We start from the raw sequence: 18,162 nt of genomic DNA on the forward strand, positions 1-18,162 counted from the left end.
CGCTCGCGCCTGCGGCTCTGGCCGGGATCCATCCCCCGCAACCGCTAGACTGATGCGCCTGCTGCCTGGATCGTCACGATGAATCTGCCCCTGCACTTCGGTCTGCTCGGTTCACTGGAGGCTGGCCTGATCGCGTTGGTGCTGGGCGTGCTGGTCTTCGCAGCGGTCGAGCACCTCGGCCGGCGTCTGCACTTCAGCCACGGGCACACGCTGGGCATTGCCTGTCTGCTCGCGGTCGCCATCGGCGGCGGCTACGACATCTGGAATCTCGTCTATACCAGCATCGTGCGGCTGGAGTCGCCGCTCTACGCGCGTCTGGCACTGGCCAGGATCCACGATCCGAATGAATTGGGATCGCGCGTGGTGCTGGAAGTGGCCGGGGCGATCGCGGGCGTCGTGGTGGGTTGGAAACTGTTCAGCTCCGGCAGCTGGGACGACGAGGCGCCGACTACGTAAAACCACGCGCTGAAATGCGGCGTGGTTCGCATATTTCCATGCATTGAATGCGGTGCTTCTGTTTGGCTCACCGATGTCTAACAGACGGCTAGACGCAAACATTCGGCGGGTGGTTAAGAGGATGTTTTGCAGGAAATTGCGGCGGGTTTTACGTTCATTCGGGCTGGGTAAGGTGGGGCCATGTGCGGCGACACCGCGCATTCCCAAGCCAAGGAGACCACCCAATGAAGAATCGCAACCGCACCTCGCTGCTCGCCGCCACCGCCGCTCTTGCCGCCGCCCTGGCGCTGCCGGCCATGGCGCAGAGTACGCAGCAGGATGCCGCCGCGACGTCGGCCCAGTCGGGAAGTTCTGCCACCACTGCAGCGCAGCCTGCGCAATCCGGCGGCGGCCAGACCTGGGCGAGTGTCGACACCGACAGCGACGGCGCCATCAGTACGCAAGAGGCCCAGGTCAACGCCGGGCTTGCGCAGATCTTCAATGACGCCGATTCGGACAAGAACGGCAAACTGACCCCAGATGAATACAAGGCCTTTGTCGTCAAGCAGCAGGGCGGCGCCGCGGCAAGCGGGTCGCAAGGCAACTGAGGGCAACTGAGGGAGGAGTACGCAACGCAGTGAGTTCGTTTGCTGACAGTTCTTTCGATATCAGGAGGCAGCTTCCGCAGTCGCAGTTGTTTGAACAGCGGTTCGATCCGAAGCATCGCTGTCAGATGCCCGGCTCGAGCAGGTACGTAAGCAAATAACAGCATGACCAGGTAACAGGATGGACACGCGGGAGCGATCTGCCAGGGTCGCTCCCGTTTTCTTTACGTGCGCCGCGCTACATTCGCCGGCCCCGTCTCCTTGGCACATGCCCATGCTGCCGCGCATTGCCGTGCTAATCGGCCTGTCGAACCCACTGGGGGCCCTGGCGGCGCCGCCAGAGTTGCCGCCCGCCAACCCGCCACGTGCGGGGTCTTCCAGCGCAGGACCGGCAGCACCGGTAATGGCGCCGTTGCCGATCGACCCACCGTCGCCTGCCACCACGCCCTTGCTACCGGCCGACGCTGCCGCGCCATCGGCTGCCAAGGGTGGGGCAGAGGCCGCGCTGGTGCCACAAGCCGGCACGCTGGCGCCACGCACCTTCCGCAGCCTGGACAGCGATGCCGATGGTGCATTGACCCCGGCCGAAGCAGGCGCCGACCCCGTCCTGCGCGAGAATTTCGCCGGCTTCGACAGCAATGGCGATGGGCGCCTGTCGCGCGACGAATTTGCCAGCTACCAGCCCGGCCCGGGCGATGCCGCAGGGGATTGATCGCAGCAGCGCTCCAGTGCGCTGCTAAACTGTCGCGATGAGCTCTCTTGCACAGCGCGACGGCCAGGCGATCCAACTGGTCGGCTTCGACGGCGACGATACCCTCTGGAAAAGCGAGGACTATTACCGCACTGCCGAGGCGGATTTCGAAGCGATCCTGGCTGCGTATCTGGATCTGGGCGACAGCCGCATGCAGCAGCATCTGCTGGCGGTGGAACGGCGCAATCTCAAGGTGTTCGGCTACGGCGCCAAGGGCATGACGCTGTCGATGATCGAGACAGCGATCGAACTGACGCAGGCGCGCATCAACGCACGCGACATCCAGCGCATCGTCGAAATCGGCCGGGCCACGCTGCAGCACCCGGTGGAGGTGATTGCCGGCGTGCGCGAGGCGGTCAGCGCGATCGCCGCCGACTATGCGGTGGTGCTGATCACCAAGGGCGACCTGTTCCATCAGGAGCAGAAGATCGAACAATCCGGTCTGGCCGATCTGTTTCCGCGCGTGGAGGTGGTGTCCGAAAAGGATCCCCACACCTATGCGCGCGTGCTGGCCGAGTTCGACCTGCCGGCGCAGCGCTTTGTGATGATCGGCAATTCCTTGCGCTCGGACGTGGAGCCGGTGCTGGCCATCGGCGGCTGGGGGATCTACACCCCGTACGCGGTGACCTGGGCGCACGAGCAGGAGCACGGGGTGGCCGCCGACGAACCGCGCATGCGCGAAGTGCCCGACGCCGCCGGCTGGCCGGCGGCAGTGCATGGCCTGGATGCACTGGCCAGGCAGCACGCGCTAAGCTGAGCACCGCGGCACGCGTCTGCGGGCATGGGGAGCGGCCGCGGCCGCTTGGGATACCTGCTCCGTGTCGACTCGCCTTAGGTCATCGCACCGCCGTGATAGTGGCTGGATTTTCCACCTCGGCTGCAGGAGCCAGGGGCGGGCGTGACCGAGGCGCCGGTTTGCAGATGCTATGAATCAACATGCGGGCGTATCGCAGTGCCCGCCAACAGGACGTTCCGGCCACCAGGCGTGCGTGGCCGACCTTGGAGGGATTGCCCATGAACATGTTGTCCGTCATCCATCATGCAGTGCTGGCCGTTGCGCTGGGGCTGCTTGTGGGCGCCACGCCGCTTGCGGCGGCCGAGCTGGAAGAAGAAATCATCAACCCGAGCGAGGTGATCTTTCGCGACGGGCAGCCGTACTACGACGATGCGGGCGACTATGTGCGTCTTCGCACGCGCAAGGTGGGTGGGGAGACCGTGTATTTCCGCACCGTCCGCTTCGACCGAGAGCAAGGCTATGTGGATGCGCACGGCCAGAGCATCGCGACATTGCAGTCCCGCCCGACTGCGGGCGATCGCGGTTCTGCGTTTTCGGCCGATCGATATTCCGATGCACGATACGGCGGTGCCTATAGCGGTTATGGCTATGGCCGTGAGCTACGGTTTGGTGCATCGCGCAACCGTCCGTATGGGCAGATCTACTACGGCAACGGCCTGTACGGGCCGGACCCGTACAGCAGCCCGCACAACCGCGATGCGCGTCAGCGTTACATCGGTCCCGGTTACGTGGGCTCCTGCGACCTGAGCGGCTGCCGCGAAGTGCATTCCATCGGCTTTTACGATCTGCGCTGACACGCGTGTGGCCTGACACCGGCGCGTGCATGCGGCATCATCGGGGCATGCCTGCCTTCCGCTCACCTCGGTTGCGATCGCTGCCACTGCTGGCTGCCCTTCTGGCTCCGGCGCTGGCAATGGCACAGGGCGTACCGGCGCCGGCTGCCGGCATCCCGGCGCAAGAGGCTGCGCCGGCGGTGATGCCCGGCACCGGCGATGCGTGGGTGGACCAGCATCTTGCCGATATGGGCAGCTATGCGCAGCGCTATCCCGACAGTTTCATCGATGAGGTTGCCCGCTATACCGAGACCCCGCGCGGCTATGTGCAGGCGCTGTTGCAGGTGCATGGCTGGCATGCCGGCGACATCTACTTCGCCTGCGCGTGGGCGCACACGGTGCAGCTGTCGTGCCGCGAAAGCGTGCGCGCCTACACGCGCGACCATCATGACGGCTGGGAGGGTGTGATCACGCGGCTGTCGGTGGCACCGGATAACGCGCATCTGCGCGCGCTGCGGCATGCCATCGTCGCCAGCTACGACCGCTGGGAACGGCCGATCACCCTGGACGCACTGCTGCGTCGCCAGCTCGGCGATCATGCGCAACGGCTGGAGGCTGCGCGCGAGGCCAGCGAGGCGGCCGACGCCGCAGCGCAGGCGGGGTTGTAACGCGGCGCAAGGCGCTTCGCCGGAGGCGGGCGTGCTACGGCCGCGGCTGTCTGCGCGGCAACGCGCGGACGCGATGCTGCCGTGCAGCTGGTCGCCGTGGGGCGCGGTCGGCGAGAATGCGGCAACGCCGGCGTTGGCCGGCACTGCCAAGACCAGCCCATGCGCGATACCGTGTTTGTCTCCCCCGATCACATCCGCAGCCTGTTCGCGCAGGCGATGTCGGACATGTATCGCGCCGAGGTGCCGTTGTACGGCGACCTGATGGCGCTGGTGGCGCAGGTCAACGCCGACACCCTGAGCGCCGATCCGGCCCTGGCCGCGCGCCTGCAGCGCAATGACGAGCGTGCACGCCTGGATCTGGAACGGCATGGCGCCATCCGGGTCGGCACGGCGCAGGAACTGGCCACGCTGCGGCGGCTGTTTGCGGTGATGGGCATGCATCCGGTGGGGTATTACGATTTGTCGGTAGCGGGCGTGCCGGTGCATTCCACCGCGTTCCGCCCGATCGACGAGGCGGCGCTGTCGGCCAATCCATTCCGCGTGTTCACCTCCTTGCTGCGGCTGGAATTGATCGAAGACGCCGCACTGCGTGCGCAGGCGGCGCAAATCCTGGAGCAGCGGCAGATCTTCACTGCCGCAGCGCTGGAGCTGATCGAACAGCATGAGCGTCATGGTGGACTGGAAGCGGCGCAGGCGCAGCAGTTCGTGGCCGAAGCGCTGGAAACCTTCCGCTGGCATGGCGATGCCACGGTCTCGCTGCCGACCTACCGCGCGTTGAGCCAGGCGCACAAGCTGATCGCCGACGTGGTGAGTTTCCACGGCCCGCATATCAATCACCTGACGCCGCGCACGCTGGATATCGATGCGGCGCAGGCGCAGATGCAGCGCGCCGGTATCGATGCCAAGGCGGTGATCGAGGGGCCGCCGCGTCGGCGTGTGCCGATCCTGCTGCGCCAGACCAGCTTCAAGGCCCTGGAGGAGCCGGTGCGCTTTGTCGGCGACAGTGGGCAGGCCGAGCACGGCACGCATACCGCACGCTTCGGCGAGATCGAACAGCGCGGACTCGCACTGACCCCCAAGGGCCGCGCGCTGTACGACGCGCTCTTGGCGCAGGCCCGCGACAGCGATGGCGCGGGCAGCACCGGCGCCGATTACGCCACGCGCCTGCAGACCGCGTTCGTGGCGTTTCCCGACGACGAAGCCGTGCTGCGTCAGGAAGGCCTGGGCTACTTCCGCTACGCGCTGACCGAGGCCGGACGTGCCGACCCTGCGCAAGTGGCGGCACTGCCGGCAGAAACCGCGATTGCGCTCGGTCTGCTCAGTGCCGATCCGATCATCTATGAAGACTTCCTGCCGGTGAGTGCGGCCGGCATCTTCCAGTCCAATCTCGGTGGCGCCGAGCAACGCGCCTACGCCGCCCATTCGAGCAAGCGCAGCTTCGAACAGGCGCTGGGCGCGCAGGTAAACGATGAGTGCGCGTTGTACGCACAGCTGGAACGGGCGTCGCTGCAGGCGTTGCTGGTGTAGCGGTCCCGCTGCGGCGCGTGCGTGTGCAGGCCTGCGATCTGCCGGCCCTGTCGCGCGTGGCGTGGCGTGGCGTGATCGCGCGGTGCACATTGCAAGGATGTGCGCCGCTGCGGACTCGGATGGCGCACTCCCGACGTCAGGCCAGGAAAGCAGATGAGATTCCGCTCAGCAGCGGCGTCTGGACGCGGTCAGGTGGGCTCAGGCCAAAAGCTTGGTGAGTCGAGGGCGCGATGCCCTCACCACTTGCGGAACACGCCGCAAGTACGTCTATGTAGGCGCGGTGGCGGCATTCATGCCGCCACACGGTCCCGCAAGCGGCGAGGGCACCGCACCAGGACGTCGGTCGGTTGTCGGGTCAAAAAAAGCCATCGCCACGCCTGCTCTGGGAACGCTGAGACGGTTGCCGTTGACGTGTTGAAACCTCGCGTCTGCTCTGCCCGTCTTGGGAGGCTGAGTGGGCGCGCCGTTACCGAACAATGCGCGTCATGCATTGCTTGCACCATGCGCACCGACCATCTCAATGGGTCCTTGCCCGCCCACCGTCGCGGGACCTTACGCGGCATGGATGCCGCGTAAGAGCCTACAGGGATGTACTTGCGGCGTGTCCTGCGATGGTGGGCGGGCAAGGGCCCCGCAGCCAATCCACAGATCAGCCACTCTAGGACTGATCCATCAGTACTGCCCAATCACACCAAGACATCCAAAAATTCGGCTCTTAGCATCGTTTGAGTTCAGTCAACGCCGAGCACGTCGAGGGCGAGGTGTCCTCAGCACTTGCGGGACACGCCGCAAGTACGTCCATGTAGGCGCGGTGGCGGCATCCATGCCGCCACACGGTCCCGCAAGCGGCGAGGGCATCGCACCTGCCAACGTGGTCGTGTACCGATGGGAACCAGAAAGCCTGCGCCATCCATATGGCGGTGAGCTTAGTAAAAAAACAGCCCGATCTGTTACCCAAACAAAGACCGCACGCGTCTGGCGGGGTGCGGTCTTTTGAGCAGGCTCAGTGCGCCGAGGTTGCCGGGCGCCGTGGTGCCGCGCGCTCGGCCCGACGTGCACGCGCGCGTGCGCGACGCGCCTTCCAGCGTTCGCTCAGGCAGGAGAAGATCACGTACAGCGCCGGGGTGCTGAGCAGGGTCAGGCCCTGCGAGAAGATCAGCCCGCCGATCATCGCGATGCCCAGCGGGCGGCGCAGTTCCGAGCCTTCGCCCAGGCCTACCGCCAGCGGGACTGCGGCCAGGATCGCCACCATCGTGGTCATCATGATCGGGCGGAAGCGCACGATCGAGGCTTCGCGCGCAGCCGCGCGCGCATCCATGCCGTGCACGCGCTGCGCCACCAGCGCGAAGTCGATCATCATGATCGCGTTCTTCTTGACGATGCCGATCAGCAGCACCAACGCGATCATCGAGATCACCGACAACTCCGTGTTGGTGAGGAACAACGCCAGCAGCGCGCCGACGCCGGCGGCCGGCAGCGTGGACAGGATGGTCACCGGGTGGATCAGGCTCTCGTACAGCATGCCCAGCACGATGTAGACGGTGAGCACCGCGGCCAGCAGCAACACGCCCATCGAGTTGGGGCTGAGCTGCACGTTGAAGCTGTCGTCGCCGCTGAGGCGGATGCCGTCGGGCATGCGCAAGCCCTCCACGGTGGACTTGATGATCAGGTCCGCCTCGCCGGTGCTCACGCCCGGTGCGAGGTTGTAGCTCAGATCCATCGTGGTGTACTGGTTTTCGTGGACGATCTGCGGCGGCGCCAGCCCGGGCACCTGGGTGGCGACGGAGGTGATCGGCACCATCAGGCCGGCGCGGTTGGGCACGAACACCTGATCCAGCGCCTTGGGCGTTGCCGTCTGCGAGGGCAGTGCGTTGACCACCACGCTGTACTGGTTGAGATCCGAATAGATGGTGGAAATGGAGCGCTGGCCGAACGCGCCATACAGCGCGCCATCGATGGCACCGACCGAAATGCCCAGGCGCGCGGCCTTGGCGCGGTCGATCACGATGTTCTGGCGCAGGCCCGAGGTATCCACGTCGGTGCCGACATCGCGCAGGCGCGGATTCTTCTTCAACGCGGCCTGCAGTTTGGGCAACCATTCCTGCAGCTGGGCCAGGTCGTTGCCTTGCAGCGAGACACGGTACTGCGCGCCCTGGCTGGTGCCGCCACCGCCGTCGCTGGGCAGGTCCTGGATCGCGCGCAGACGCAGATCCAGATCCGGGTAACGGTCGGCCTTGGCGCTCAGGCGCGCGACCACTTGCGCGGTGGTCTCGCGGCGGCCTTCGTCGCGCTTCTTCAATTCGATGTTGAACGACGCACTGGAACCCTGGCGACCGGAACCCAGCCGTGCACCGACGGTCTTCACCGCCGGGTCGGCCATCAACATGTCGGTGATGCGGCGCTGGCGGCTGACCATGTCGGCAAACGACACCGTCGCGCTGGAATTGGCGCGGCCCCAGATCAGGCCGGTGTCCTGCGCCGGGAACGAGCCCTTCTTGACCGCACCGCCGAGGAAGACGGTGGCGGCGATCAGCAGCAGCGGCGTCAGCGACAGCAGCAAGGCGTGCCGCAGCGAGAAATCCAGCGCCACCGTGTACACCGCGAGCATGCGCTCGTGCATGCGGTCAAGCCAGGCGCCGAAACGGCTAGGTTTTTCCGGTTCGGTGTGCGCGGACAGAAAGCGGCTGCACAGCGCCGGCGTCAAGGTCAGCGACACCAGCATCGACACCACGATCGCCGCCACCAGGGTCACGGTGAACTCGCGGAAGAACGCGCCGATCATGCCGCTGGCAAACAGCATCGGAATGAACACCGCCACCAGCGAGGCAGTGATCGACACGATGGTGAAGCCGATCTCGCGCGCACCGGCCAATGCGGCATCCAGGCGCGGCATGCCTTCGTCCAGATGCCGCATGATGTTTTCGATCACCACGATCGCATCGTCGACCACAAAGCCAATGGCGATCACCAGCGCCAGCAGGCTGAGGTTGTTCAAGGTGAAGCCCAGCACGTACATCACCAGCGCCGAGCCGGCCAGCGACAGCGGCACGGTGACCGCCGCGATCAGCGTCGGCGCCAGGCGGCGCAGGAACAGTGCCATGGTCAGGATCACCATCACCAGGCTGATCATCAGCGTGGCCTGCACCTCGTGCAGCGAGGCGCGGATGGTCGGGGTGCGGTCGAAGTAGGGCGTCAGCGTGGTGCCGGGCTGCAGGTAGGCGCGCAGCTCCGGAATCTGCGCCTTTACCTGGTCCACGGTTTCGACGATGTTGGCGCCGGCGCGGGTGAAGGCATACATCACCACCGCCGGCTTGCCGTCGAACCAGGCCGCCTGGTAGGCGTCCTGCTGGCCGTCGTAGACGGTGGCCACATCGCCCAGCCGCACGATGCGCCCGTTGGACTGGGTGGAGATTGCCAGCTGCGCGAAGTCGGCGGCCTTGGACACCGAATCGTTGGCCACGATCGCCATGGTGGTGTTGCCGTCGGACAGAAACCCGGTCGGCGAGGTGACGTTGGCCGCGCGCACCGCGTTGCGCAGGTCGTCCGGGGTCAGGCCCAGCGCGTTGAGCGCACGCAGGTCCACGTCCACGCGGACCGCCGGCGTGGAGGCGCCTGCGATGTCGACCGAACTGATGCCGGTGATCTGGCGCAGCCGTTGCGCCAGCAGCGAGTCGGCAACGTTGTAGAGCTCATCGGCCGATTGCGTGTCCGAGGTCAGCGCGATGGCGATGACCGGGTCGTCGTTCGGATTGGCTTTCGAATAGATCGGCGTGCCGAGCCCGGACGGCAGGTCCGACTGCGAGGAGTTGATCGCGGTCTGCACGTCCTGCGCGGCCGAATCGATGTTGCGATTGCTCTGGAACACCAGCACCACCAGGCTGCTGCTCTCCGAACTGGAGGAGCGCATGCGGTCGATGCCGGGCAACTGGCCCAGATGGCGTTCCAGTGGCGCGGTGACGGTGGAGGCCATGGTGCTGGCATCGGCGCCGGACTGCGTGGCGTGCACGAAGATCACCGGAATCTGGATGTTCGGCAACGCCGCCACGCCCAGCCGCAGGTAGCACATCAATCCGATCACGAACAAACCGATCGCCAGCAGCGCGGTGCCGATCGGGCGCTTGATGAAGGGCGCGGAGATGTTCATGGCCGTGGTGCCGGGATTTGGGAATCGGGATTAGGGATTCGGGAAAGGCCAGAACCAAAGCCGAAACCAAAGCGACTGTCACGCGTGCGTGCGAGCGGGCGATGCCGCGGGCCAGCGGATCGGTCAGCGATACCGCTACCGGTCCTCATGCCGGGCGCTCCGGGCTTGGAGCCGCAGCTGCATCGCCATGACGTGCAGCACGGCGCGCGCGCCAGTCGCGCAGCCGCTCGCCGGCACGTTCCATGTACAGGTAGATCACCGGCGTGGTGTACAGCGTCACCAGCTGCGACAGCAGCAGGCCACCGACGATGGCGATGCCGAGCGGACGGCGCAGTTCCGAGCCGATGCCGGTGCCCAGGGCCAGCGGCAGCGCGCCCAGCATCGCCGCGGCGGTGGTCATCATGATCGGGCGGAAGCGCAGCAGGCAGGCGCGGCGGATCGCCTCGTGCGCGTTGGCGCCTTCGCGGCGGGCGTCGATGGCGAAGTCGATCATCATGATCGCGTTCTTCTTGACGATGCCGATCAGCAGCACGATGCCGACGATGCCGTCCACCGACAGGCTCAACCCGCACAGCATCAGTGCCAGCAGCGCGCCGACGCCGGCCGGCGGCAGCGTGGAGATGATCGTCAGCGGATGGATGTAGCTCTCGTACAGCACGCCCAGCACGATGTAGATCACCACGATCGAGGCCAGCAGCAGCCAGACGATATCGGTCTGGCTGCCGGTGAATTCGGCCGCCTTGCCGACGAACTGCGCGTGCACCTGGGTCGGGATCTTCAGGTCCTGGCGCGCCTGCTCGATCGCCGCCACTGCCTGCGACAACGAATGCCCCGGTGCCAGATTGAACGAGATGGTGACCGCCGGCAGCTGCTGCTGGTGGCTGACCACCAGCGGCGTGTTGGTGACCTTGGCCTCGGCCAGTGCGGCCAGCGGAATGATGCTGCCGGCACCGACCACGATGCCGGTGTTCTGCGCGCCCACGCCGGTGGCGGTGGACGAATTGGACGAGGTCAGCTGGCCGAAGCTGGTCGCATTGGTGCCGGTCAGCGCGCCGCTGCCGTTGCTGGCCACCGCCAGCTGGTTCATCAATGCGGTGCTGCTGCGGAACTCCGGCGCCACCTCCAGCACCACCCGGTACTGATTGAGCTCGGTGAAGATGGTGGAGATCTGGCGTTGGCCGAAGGCGTCGTACAGCGTGTCGTCGATGGTCTGCATCGGCACGCCGAGCATGCTGGCCTTGTCGCGGTCGATGCTCAGTTCCAGCGCACGGCCCTGGTTGGCCAGGTTGTTGTCCACGTCGGCCAGCTCGGGCAGCTTGCGCATCGCCTCGGTCATGCGCCCGGCCCAGATGGCCAGCTCGCTGCTGTCCACGTCCGATATCGAATACTGGTATTCGGTGGCGGCCACGCGGGTGTCCAGGGTGACGTCCTGCACCGGCTTGAGGAACAGCGCCACGCCCGGAATGCCGGCCACCGCCTTCTGCAGGCGCGGCAGCACCTCGTCCAGGCCCTCGCGGTCGCCGCGCGTCTTCAGCACGATTGCCAGCTGGCCCTGGTTGATGGTGGGGTTCATGGTGCCGGCGCCGATGAAGGCGGCCACGCCGGTCACCGCCGGGTCCTTCTGCAGCGCCGCGGCCACCGCCTGGGTGCGCTGCTCCATCTGCGGGAACGCCACGTTCTGGTCGGCCTGCACCACCCCGGTGATCAGGCCGGTGTCCTGCTCGGGCAGCAAACCCTTGGGGATCGCCACGTACAGCACCACGGTCAGCGCCACTGCGCCGATCGCCACCGCCAGGGTCAGCGGCTGGTGCGCCAGCACCCAGTCCAGGCTGCGTTCGTAGGCGCCCACGGTGCGCGTCCACAGGTTGGTCTTGCCGGCGGCGGCGGCGCGTTCGTGCGCGTCCTCGCCTTCGGGCAGGGCGTCGGGCTTGAGCAGGTAGGCGCACATCATCGGCGTCAGCGTCAGCGACACCAGCATCGAGATCACCACCGCAATCGACAGCACCCACGCAAACTCATGGAACAGGCGCCCGGTCACGCCCGGCATCAGCAGCAGCGGCAGGAACACCGCCACCAGCGACACGGTCAGCGACAGCACGGTGAAGCCGATCTGCCTGGCGCCTTCTTCGGCCGCTTCCCGCCCGCTCTTGCCCTGTTCGATGTAGCGCACGATGTTCTCGATCATCACGATCGCATCGTCGACCACGAAACCGGTCGCCACCACCAGCGCCATCAGCGACAGGTTGTCCAGCGACATGCCGGCAAACGCCATCACCCCGAAGGTGCCGGCCAGCGACAGCGGCACTGCCACCGAGGGGATGATGGTGGCCCACAGCCGGCGCAGGAACACGAAGATCACCCCCACCACCAGCGCGATGGTCAGCACCAGGGTGAACTTCACCTCGTGCACCGAGGCGCGGATGGTTTCGGTGCGGTCGGAGAACACCTCCAGGTGGACGTCGGCCGGCAGCACCGACTGCAGCTGCGGCAGGATGCCGCGGATCTGCTCCACCGTCTGCACGATGTTGGCGCCGGGCTGGCGGCGGATTTCCAGCAGCACCGCCGGCTTGCCGTCGGCCCAGGCGGCGAGCTGGTCGTTCTCCACCCCGTCGACCACGTTGGCCACATCGGCCAGCCGCACCGGGCGGCCGTTGCTGTAGCTGATGATGGTTTCGCGGTATTGCGCCGCGTCGGTGAGCTGGTCGTTGGTGCCGATGCTGTAGGACTGGGTCTTGCCGTTGAGCGACCCCTTCGGCGCGCTGACATTGGTCTGGGTCAGCGCGCTGCGCAGCGACTCCATGGTCAGGCCCATGTTCGACAGCTGCGCCGGATTGACCTGGATGCGCACCGCCGGGCGCACGTTGCCGGCGATCGACACCAGCCCCACGCCCGGCACCTGCGACAGGCGCTGGGCCAGGATCGCATCGGCATAGCGGTTGACCTCGCGCAGCGGCAGCGAGTCGGAGGTGAGCTTGAGGGTCAGGATCGCCGCGTCGGCCGGATTGACCCGGTTGTAGACCGGTTGATACGGCAATGACGAGGGCAGGGTGGCCTGACGGATCGCCGCCTGCACATCCTGCGCGGCGATGTCGATGTCGCGGTCCATCGAAAACTGCAGGATGATCGTGGACAGGCCTGCCGACGAATCGGAGGTCATCATCTGCAGCCCGGAGATCTGCCCGAACTGGCGCTCCAGCGGCGTGGTCACCAGCGAGGCCATGGTGGTCGCGTTGGCGCCGGGATACTGGGTGGTGACCACCAGGCTGGGTGCATCGATTTCCGGCAGCGCCGAGACCGGCAATTGCCGGTAGCCCAGGATGCCCAGCAGCAGGATGCCCGCCATCAACAACGAGGTGGCGATGGGACGGCGGATGAAGATGGTCGAAAAGCCCACGGGGGGTGTCCTTGCTGAAGACGTCAATCGATGCCGGCGCGTATGGCGCCGATGCGCACCGGTGACGGAAGTCCCGTCGCCGGTGCGCGCGAGTTAGCGCGGACCGCCGCCGCCGCGTCGGCCACCGGCGCCGCCACGGCTCTTGTCCTGCGCGGCCTTGAGTTCGGCCTCGGTCGGCTCCGGCGGGGTTTCGCCCGGCTTGAGCGCGCTGACCTTGCTGCCCGGCTTGAGCCGGAACTGGCCTTCGGTGACTACCCGCTCGCCCGGCTTGAGCCCCTTGGTGACCTGCACATGGCTGTCGTCCACTTCCACGCCCTGCACCACGGTGCGCATCTGCGCGGTGTTGTCGCTGCCGACCACGTAGACGTAATCGCCGTCCGGGCCGCGCTGCACGGCCTGGGTCGGCACCACGGTGCCGCCGGAGATGGTGCGCAGCTGCAGGCGCACGTTGACGAACTGGCCCGGCCACAACGCGTTGTCGGTGTTGGCGAAGATCGCACGCGCACCGAAGGTGCCGCTGTCGGCGGCGATGCGGTTGTCGATCACCTCCAGCTTGCCGTCGCCGCTGATCACGTGCGCATCGCCGCGATCCAGCGCCGCCACGTCCAGCGGGGCAGCCGCCTGGCCGCTGCGCACCGCCTGCAACTCGCGCTCGGGCAGGTTGAAGGACACGTAGATCGGGCGGATCTGGGTCAGGGTGACGATGGTGGAGCTGGCGCTGACGATATTGCCCACGTCCACGCCGCGGATGCCGGCAATCCCGTCGATCGGCGCGGTCACGCGGGTGAACTGCAATTGCACCTGCGCCGAGCGCATCTGCGCATCGTTGGCCGCCACCGCCGCCTCGTACTGCGCCACCTGGTTACGCTGGGTATCCAGGTCTGTGCGCGAGACGTACTGCTTGTAGGCCGGGTCGTTGGAGCGCTGGTAGTTCACCCGCGAGGTCGCCAGCAGCGCCTGGTTCTGGCGCTTGGCCGCCAGTGCCTGGTCGTAGCTGGCCTGCAGGGTGCGCGGGTCGATCTGCGCCAGCAGCTCGCCCTTCTTCACTTCCTGGCCTTCCTTGAAGTTGAGGCTCATCAGCTGGCCGCCGACCTGCGGGCTGACCGTGACCGTATTGAGCGCGGTCACCGTGCCCAGCGCGCTGGCGTAGACCGGCACATCCTGGGTGGTGGCGGCCACGACCGTGACCGGCACCGGGCCGCTGTTCTCGGTGCCATTGCCGTCCGGCGCGTCCGCCCGCTTGCCGTGGTTGCCCCCGCCGAACATCCGCATGGCGACGAACACCACGACGAGCACCGCTACGACCAGCAGTGTGATCTTCCAAAAACGCGACATGCGACAACTCCTGATGGCGGGCCGGGCGCTGGTGCGACCGTGGGGCGGCTGTGCGCAGCATATCGTTGCGGTCAGGCAATTGAGCGTTACTGAAGTAACGGCTCGCCGGGCGAAACGACCGCAGCGTTCACGGATGCAGTGCAGCGGCAACGCGCCAGGGCCGATGCGGTTGACCGCAGGACTGAATCGAGCCCCACTGCCGCCCGCCGGGCACGCGCCTGCACTACATTAAGCAACCATCTTCAGAGGATTGCCGATGCGCCACTCCCGCCTGCTGACCAGCGCCTTGCTGCTGGCCCTGCCCACCCTGGCCGCCGCCCAGGCTGCGCCCCGGCCCGAGGTGCAGGCCGCCGCCGCACCGTTGCAGACCAAGCTGGTGCAGTGGCGCCGCGACTTCCATCAGCACCCGGAACTGTCCAACCGCGAGGAGCGCACCGCCGCCACCGTGGCCGCGCAGCTGCGCAAGCTCGGCCTCAAGCCGCGCACCGGCATCGCCCATCACGGCGTGGTGGCCATCATCAAGGGCGGCAAGCCGGGTCCGAAGATCGCCTTGCGTGCCGACATGGATGCCTTGCCGGTCAAGGAGCAGACCGGCCTGCCGTTCGCCTCCAAGGCCACCGCCGAGTACCGCGGCGAGCAGGTCGGGGTGATGCACGCCTGCGGCCACGACGCCCACACCGCGATCCTGCTCGGGGTGGCCGAGGCGCTGGTCGGCATGCGCGAGCAGCTGCCGGGCGACGTGATGCTGATCTTCCAGCCCTCCGAGGAAGGCGCGCCGGGCAACGAGGAGGGTGGCGCGTCGCTGATGCTCAAGGAAGGCCTGTTTGCCGACTTCAAGCCACAGGCGGTGTTCGGCCTGCATGTGTTCTCCAGCGTGCAGGCCGGCAAGATCGCCGTGCGCAGTGGCCCGCTGATGGCGGCCTCGGACCGCTTCGCGATCAAGATGATCGGCCGCCAGACGCATGGCTCGGCGCCGTGGAACGGCATCGACCCGATCGTGGCCAGTGCCGACATGATCGGCGCTGCGCAGACCGTGGTCAGCCGCCGCGCCAACCTGTCCAAGCAGCCGGCGGTGCTGAGCTTTGGCGCGATCAAGGGCGGCATCCGCTACAACATCATCCCCGACGACGTGGACATGGTCGGCACCATCCGCACCTTCGACGAAGGTATGCGCCAGCAGATCTTCGCCGATCTCAAGACGGTGGCCGAGCACACCGCCGCCGCCCACGGCGCCACCGTCCAGGCGCAGGTACCGGACCAGCCCGGCAATCCGGCCACCGTCAACGACCCGGCGCTGACTGCGAAGATGCTGCCCAGCCTGCAGGCCGTGGTCGGCGCCGACAATGTCTACGAACCGCCGTTGCAGATGGGCGCGGAAGATTTCTCGTTCTACGCCCAGCAGGTGCCGTCGATGTTCTTCTTCGTCGGCTCCACCGCCAAGGGCATCGACCCGGCGACCGCGCCCAGCAACCATTCGCCGCAGTTCCTGCTCGACGAATCGTCGCTGGATGTGGGCTTGCGGGCGCTGTTGCAGGTGTCGCTGGATTACCTGCATCAGGGGCAGGCGGGCTGAATCGGGAGCGGGAATCGGGAATCGTGTGCAGTTGCACGGTTCCCGTTGACCGGTGGCGATCCATTGGTCGGCGGGCTGCTCGGAGCGGCCTGCTGCTGTCGCCAGCGCGCTCCCGCGTCTGCCATATACCTCACGGCCAGCCCGCCCGGCCTAAAATGGCACGATGAATACCCCAGAAGATTCCACCCTCGGCCGTGAGGTTGCCTACCCCAGCGGCTACGATCCGTCGCTGCTGTTTCCGATTCCGCGCGCGGCCGGGCGCGAGGCGATCGGCCTGCGCGGGGCTTTGCCCTTCATCGGGCGTGACCGCTGGCATGCCTATGAACTGAGCTGGCTCGATGCGCAGGGCAAGCCGTGCGTGGCCACTGCCACCTTGCACGTGCCCTGCGACTCGCCGTCATTGATCGAATCCAAGTCGCTCAAGCTGTATCTCAATTCGCTCAACGCCACCCGCTTCAATAGTGCCGAAGCGGTGCGCACGCGCATCGCCACCGACCTGTCCACGCGCGCCGGTGCCGACGTGGCGGTGGAATTCGGCCTGCCGCCGATCGATGCGGTCGGCGAGGGCGAATCGATCGACGCGCTGGACGTCAGCATCGACGACTATGGCCCGCCCAATGCCGCGTATCTGTCGGCGCACGCGCAACCGGTCGCCGAAGAAGTGCTGACCTCGGCCCTGCTCAAATCCAATTGCCCGGTCACCGGTCAACCGGATTGGGCCAGCGTCACGCTGCGCTACCGCGGCGCGCCGATCGACCGCGAAGGCCTGCTGCGCTATCTGGTGAGTTTCCGCGACCACGCCGAGTTTCATGAGCAATGCGTGGAGCGGATCTTCCATGACGTGCTGCTGCGCTGCGCGCCCGAGTGGCTGGTAGTCGAAGCGCGTTACACCCGTCGTGGCGGGCTGGACATCAACCCCTTGCGCAGCTCACCCAGCGTGCCGACACCGCTGTCGATCTTCCGCGACCTGCGCCAGTAATCGCCGCCATTGCAGGATCGCGCCAGCTTCACGGTGGCGCGATCCACGCTTAACAGCGCACCGCGCACCCTTCAGGCATCGTGATGCAAAGGGATTGCGGCAATGAATGTCGACAAGAAAGCAGATTTCTCCAACGTGACCTCCTCGGTCGACAGCACCGCGGAGGTTGCGCCTGCGGCGGATTTTTCCAACGTTCGCACCAGCGTGCAGAGCACCGCGCAGCTGGTTGGCGAATCGGTCACCGTACAGGCGGGCGACAGTCTGTCCAGCATTGCCAAGCGCCATTACGGCGACGGCAACCTGTGGCCGCGTATTTTCGAGGCCAACCGCGAAACGCTCAAGGATCCGGACAAGATCTTTCCTGGCCAGGTCCTGCAGTTGCCGCCGAAGGCCTAGGCGCACCGCACACCCACTTCTCGAATCCACTTTTCGAAACCCACTTTTAGCTTGATCTTCCGGAGATTGATCCATGCGTACCAAATCCGTTTCCAGCACCATCGCCATCGCGCTGGTCGGCGTGCTTGCCTTGTCGGGTTGCAGCAAGAAGGCCGACGACGACAGCGTGTCCAAGGATCCGACTTCCGGCGCCGCCACCGAAGCGATGCCGGGCCCGGCCGCAACACCGCCGGCAAGTGACCAGGCTGGCCAGAGCACCACGACCGGCGCCGCCAGCACCGACAGCGCCGCCACGGCTGGATCGGCAGTCGCGGTGTCCAGCGTGGTGGTCGGTACCGAGGCCGCTGCCGACAAGAGCGTGACACCGTCGGCCAGCATCGGGGCCAAGAGCACCATCATCGTGTCGATCAAGACCGACGGCAGCGCCAGCAACGTGCCGGTGTCGGCCAAGATGACCTACCAGGATGGCCAGGTTGCCGGTGAGCAAACCGCCACGCTCAATACCAGCGGAGCCGAGACCACCAACCTGAGCTTCAGCAAGCCCGATGGCTGGCCGGCCGGCACCTATACCGTGCAGGCGATGGTGGATGGCAAGCCGGCCGGTACGCCGCAGACCATTACGGTGAAGTAAGCGCGCCGACAGGCAGGCATCTGGCACATCGCTGGCAGCCGACGGCCCACAGGGCAATTCTTGCGGCTGTTTGATGAGGCGGGAGATGTCGCGCAGCATGCTTGACTCGCTACATGAAGCAGCAGGGCGCGATCGCAAGGTCGCGCCCTTTTGCA

At 66.6% G+C, this 18,162-nt stretch carries 14 protein-coding genes; 11 read left to right on the plus strand and 3 right to left on the minus strand.

The window, feature by feature from the left end; all coding sequences use genetic code 11:
• Positions 1-78: 78 nt before the first annotated feature.
• The 7 genes from EO170_RS19935 (at position 79) to EO170_RS19965 (ending at position 5,555) form a co-directional block, all read left to right on the plus strand.
• Entirely contained in the window at positions 79-456 is a 378-nt protein-coding gene (locus EO170_RS19935) for a hypothetical protein (RefSeq protein WP_104584112.1), read from the plus strand.
• A 224-nt stretch (positions 457-680) separates the two neighbouring features.
• Positions 681-1,043 (plus strand): EF-hand domain-containing protein, encoded by a 363-nt coding sequence (locus tag EO170_RS19940; RefSeq protein WP_104584111.1) that lies wholly within the window; start codon positions 681-683, stop codon positions 1,041-1,043.
• A 301-nt stretch (positions 1,044-1,344) separates the two neighbouring features.
• Positions 1,345-1,752 (plus strand): EF-hand domain-containing protein, encoded by a 408-nt coding sequence (locus EO170_RS19945; RefSeq protein ID WP_180497046.1) that lies wholly within the window; start codon positions 1,345-1,347, stop codon positions 1,750-1,752.
• 37 nt (positions 1,753-1,789) lie between these two features.
• Positions 1,790-2,548, plus strand: coding sequence for an HAD family hydrolase (locus EO170_RS19950; protein ID WP_126947668.1), 759 nt, complete (start codon positions 1,790-1,792; stop codon positions 2,546-2,548).
• Between the two features lie 257 nt (positions 2,549-2,805).
• Positions 2,806-3,381 carry a hypothetical protein gene (locus EO170_RS19955; protein WP_126947671.1) on the plus strand — a complete coding sequence of 192 codons (576 nt, stop codon included), beginning with the start codon at positions 2,806-2,808 and terminating at the stop codon, positions 3,379-3,381.
• 29 nt (positions 3,382-3,410) lie between these two features.
• Complete coding sequence (locus EO170_RS19960) at positions 3,411-4,028, plus strand: hypothetical protein (protein WP_104650075.1); 618 nt, start codon at positions 3,411-3,413, stop codon at positions 4,026-4,028.
• 159 nt (positions 4,029-4,187) lie between these two features.
• On the plus strand, positions 4,188-5,555 hold the full coding sequence (locus EO170_RS19965) for a VOC family protein (protein WP_126947675.1): 1,368 nt from the start codon (positions 4,188-4,190) through the stop codon (positions 5,553-5,555).
• A 1,003-nt stretch (positions 5,556-6,558) separates the two neighbouring features.
• Here the strand turns inward: EO170_RS19965 and EO170_RS19980 are convergent.
• The 3 genes from EO170_RS19980 to EO170_RS19990 form a co-directional block, all read right to left on the minus strand.
• Positions 6,559-9,699 carry an efflux RND transporter permease subunit gene (locus EO170_RS19980; protein ID WP_119131684.1) on the minus strand — a complete coding sequence of 1,047 codons (3,141 nt, stop codon included), beginning with the start codon at positions 9,697-9,699 and terminating at the stop codon, positions 6,559-6,561.
• Positions 9,700-9,844: 145 nt separating this feature from the next.
• Positions 9,845-13,093, minus strand: a complete 3,249-nt coding sequence (locus tag EO170_RS19985) for an efflux RND transporter permease subunit (protein WP_126947681.1) — start codon at positions 13,091-13,093, stop codon at positions 9,845-9,847.
• Between the two features lie 93 nt (positions 13,094-13,186).
• Entirely contained in the window at positions 13,187-14,428 is a 1,242-nt protein-coding gene (locus tag EO170_RS19990; RefSeq protein ID WP_104650033.1) for an efflux RND transporter periplasmic adaptor subunit, read from the minus strand.
• A 256-nt stretch (positions 14,429-14,684) separates the two neighbouring features.
• Here EO170_RS19990 and EO170_RS19995 point away from each other — a divergent pair, with 256 nt between their 5' ends.
• From EO170_RS19995 to EO170_RS20010, 4 genes are all read left to right on the plus strand, one after another.
• Positions 14,685-16,001 (plus strand): M20 family metallopeptidase, encoded by a 1,317-nt coding sequence (locus EO170_RS19995; protein WP_104584103.1) that lies wholly within the window; start codon positions 14,685-14,687, stop codon positions 15,999-16,001.
• Between the two features lie 163 nt (positions 16,002-16,164).
• On the plus strand, positions 16,165-16,980 hold the full coding sequence (gene queF / locus EO170_RS20000) for an NADPH-dependent 7-cyano-7-deazaguanine reductase QueF (RefSeq protein WP_119131688.1): 816 nt from the start codon (positions 16,165-16,167) through the stop codon (positions 16,978-16,980).
• Positions 16,981-17,082: 102 nt separating this feature from the next.
• The gene (locus tag EO170_RS20005) at positions 17,083-17,376 is read left to right on the plus strand and encodes a LysM peptidoglycan-binding domain-containing protein (protein ID WP_104584101.1); all 294 of its coding nucleotides are present in this window, start codon (positions 17,083-17,085) and stop codon (positions 17,374-17,376) included.
• A gap of 73 nt (positions 17,377-17,449) precedes the next feature.
• The gene (locus tag EO170_RS20010; protein WP_126947684.1) at positions 17,450-18,007 is read left to right on the plus strand and encodes a hypothetical protein; all 558 of its coding nucleotides are present in this window, start codon (positions 17,450-17,452) and stop codon (positions 18,005-18,007) included.
• Positions 18,008-18,162: the final 155 nt, after the last annotated feature.

Origin of the sequence: Xanthomonas sp. BRIP62409 (assembly GCF_003992965.1) — a bacterium.
GTDB classification, from domain to species: domain Bacteria; phylum Pseudomonadota; class Gammaproteobacteria; order Xanthomonadales; family Xanthomonadaceae; genus Xanthomonas; species Xanthomonas euroxanthea.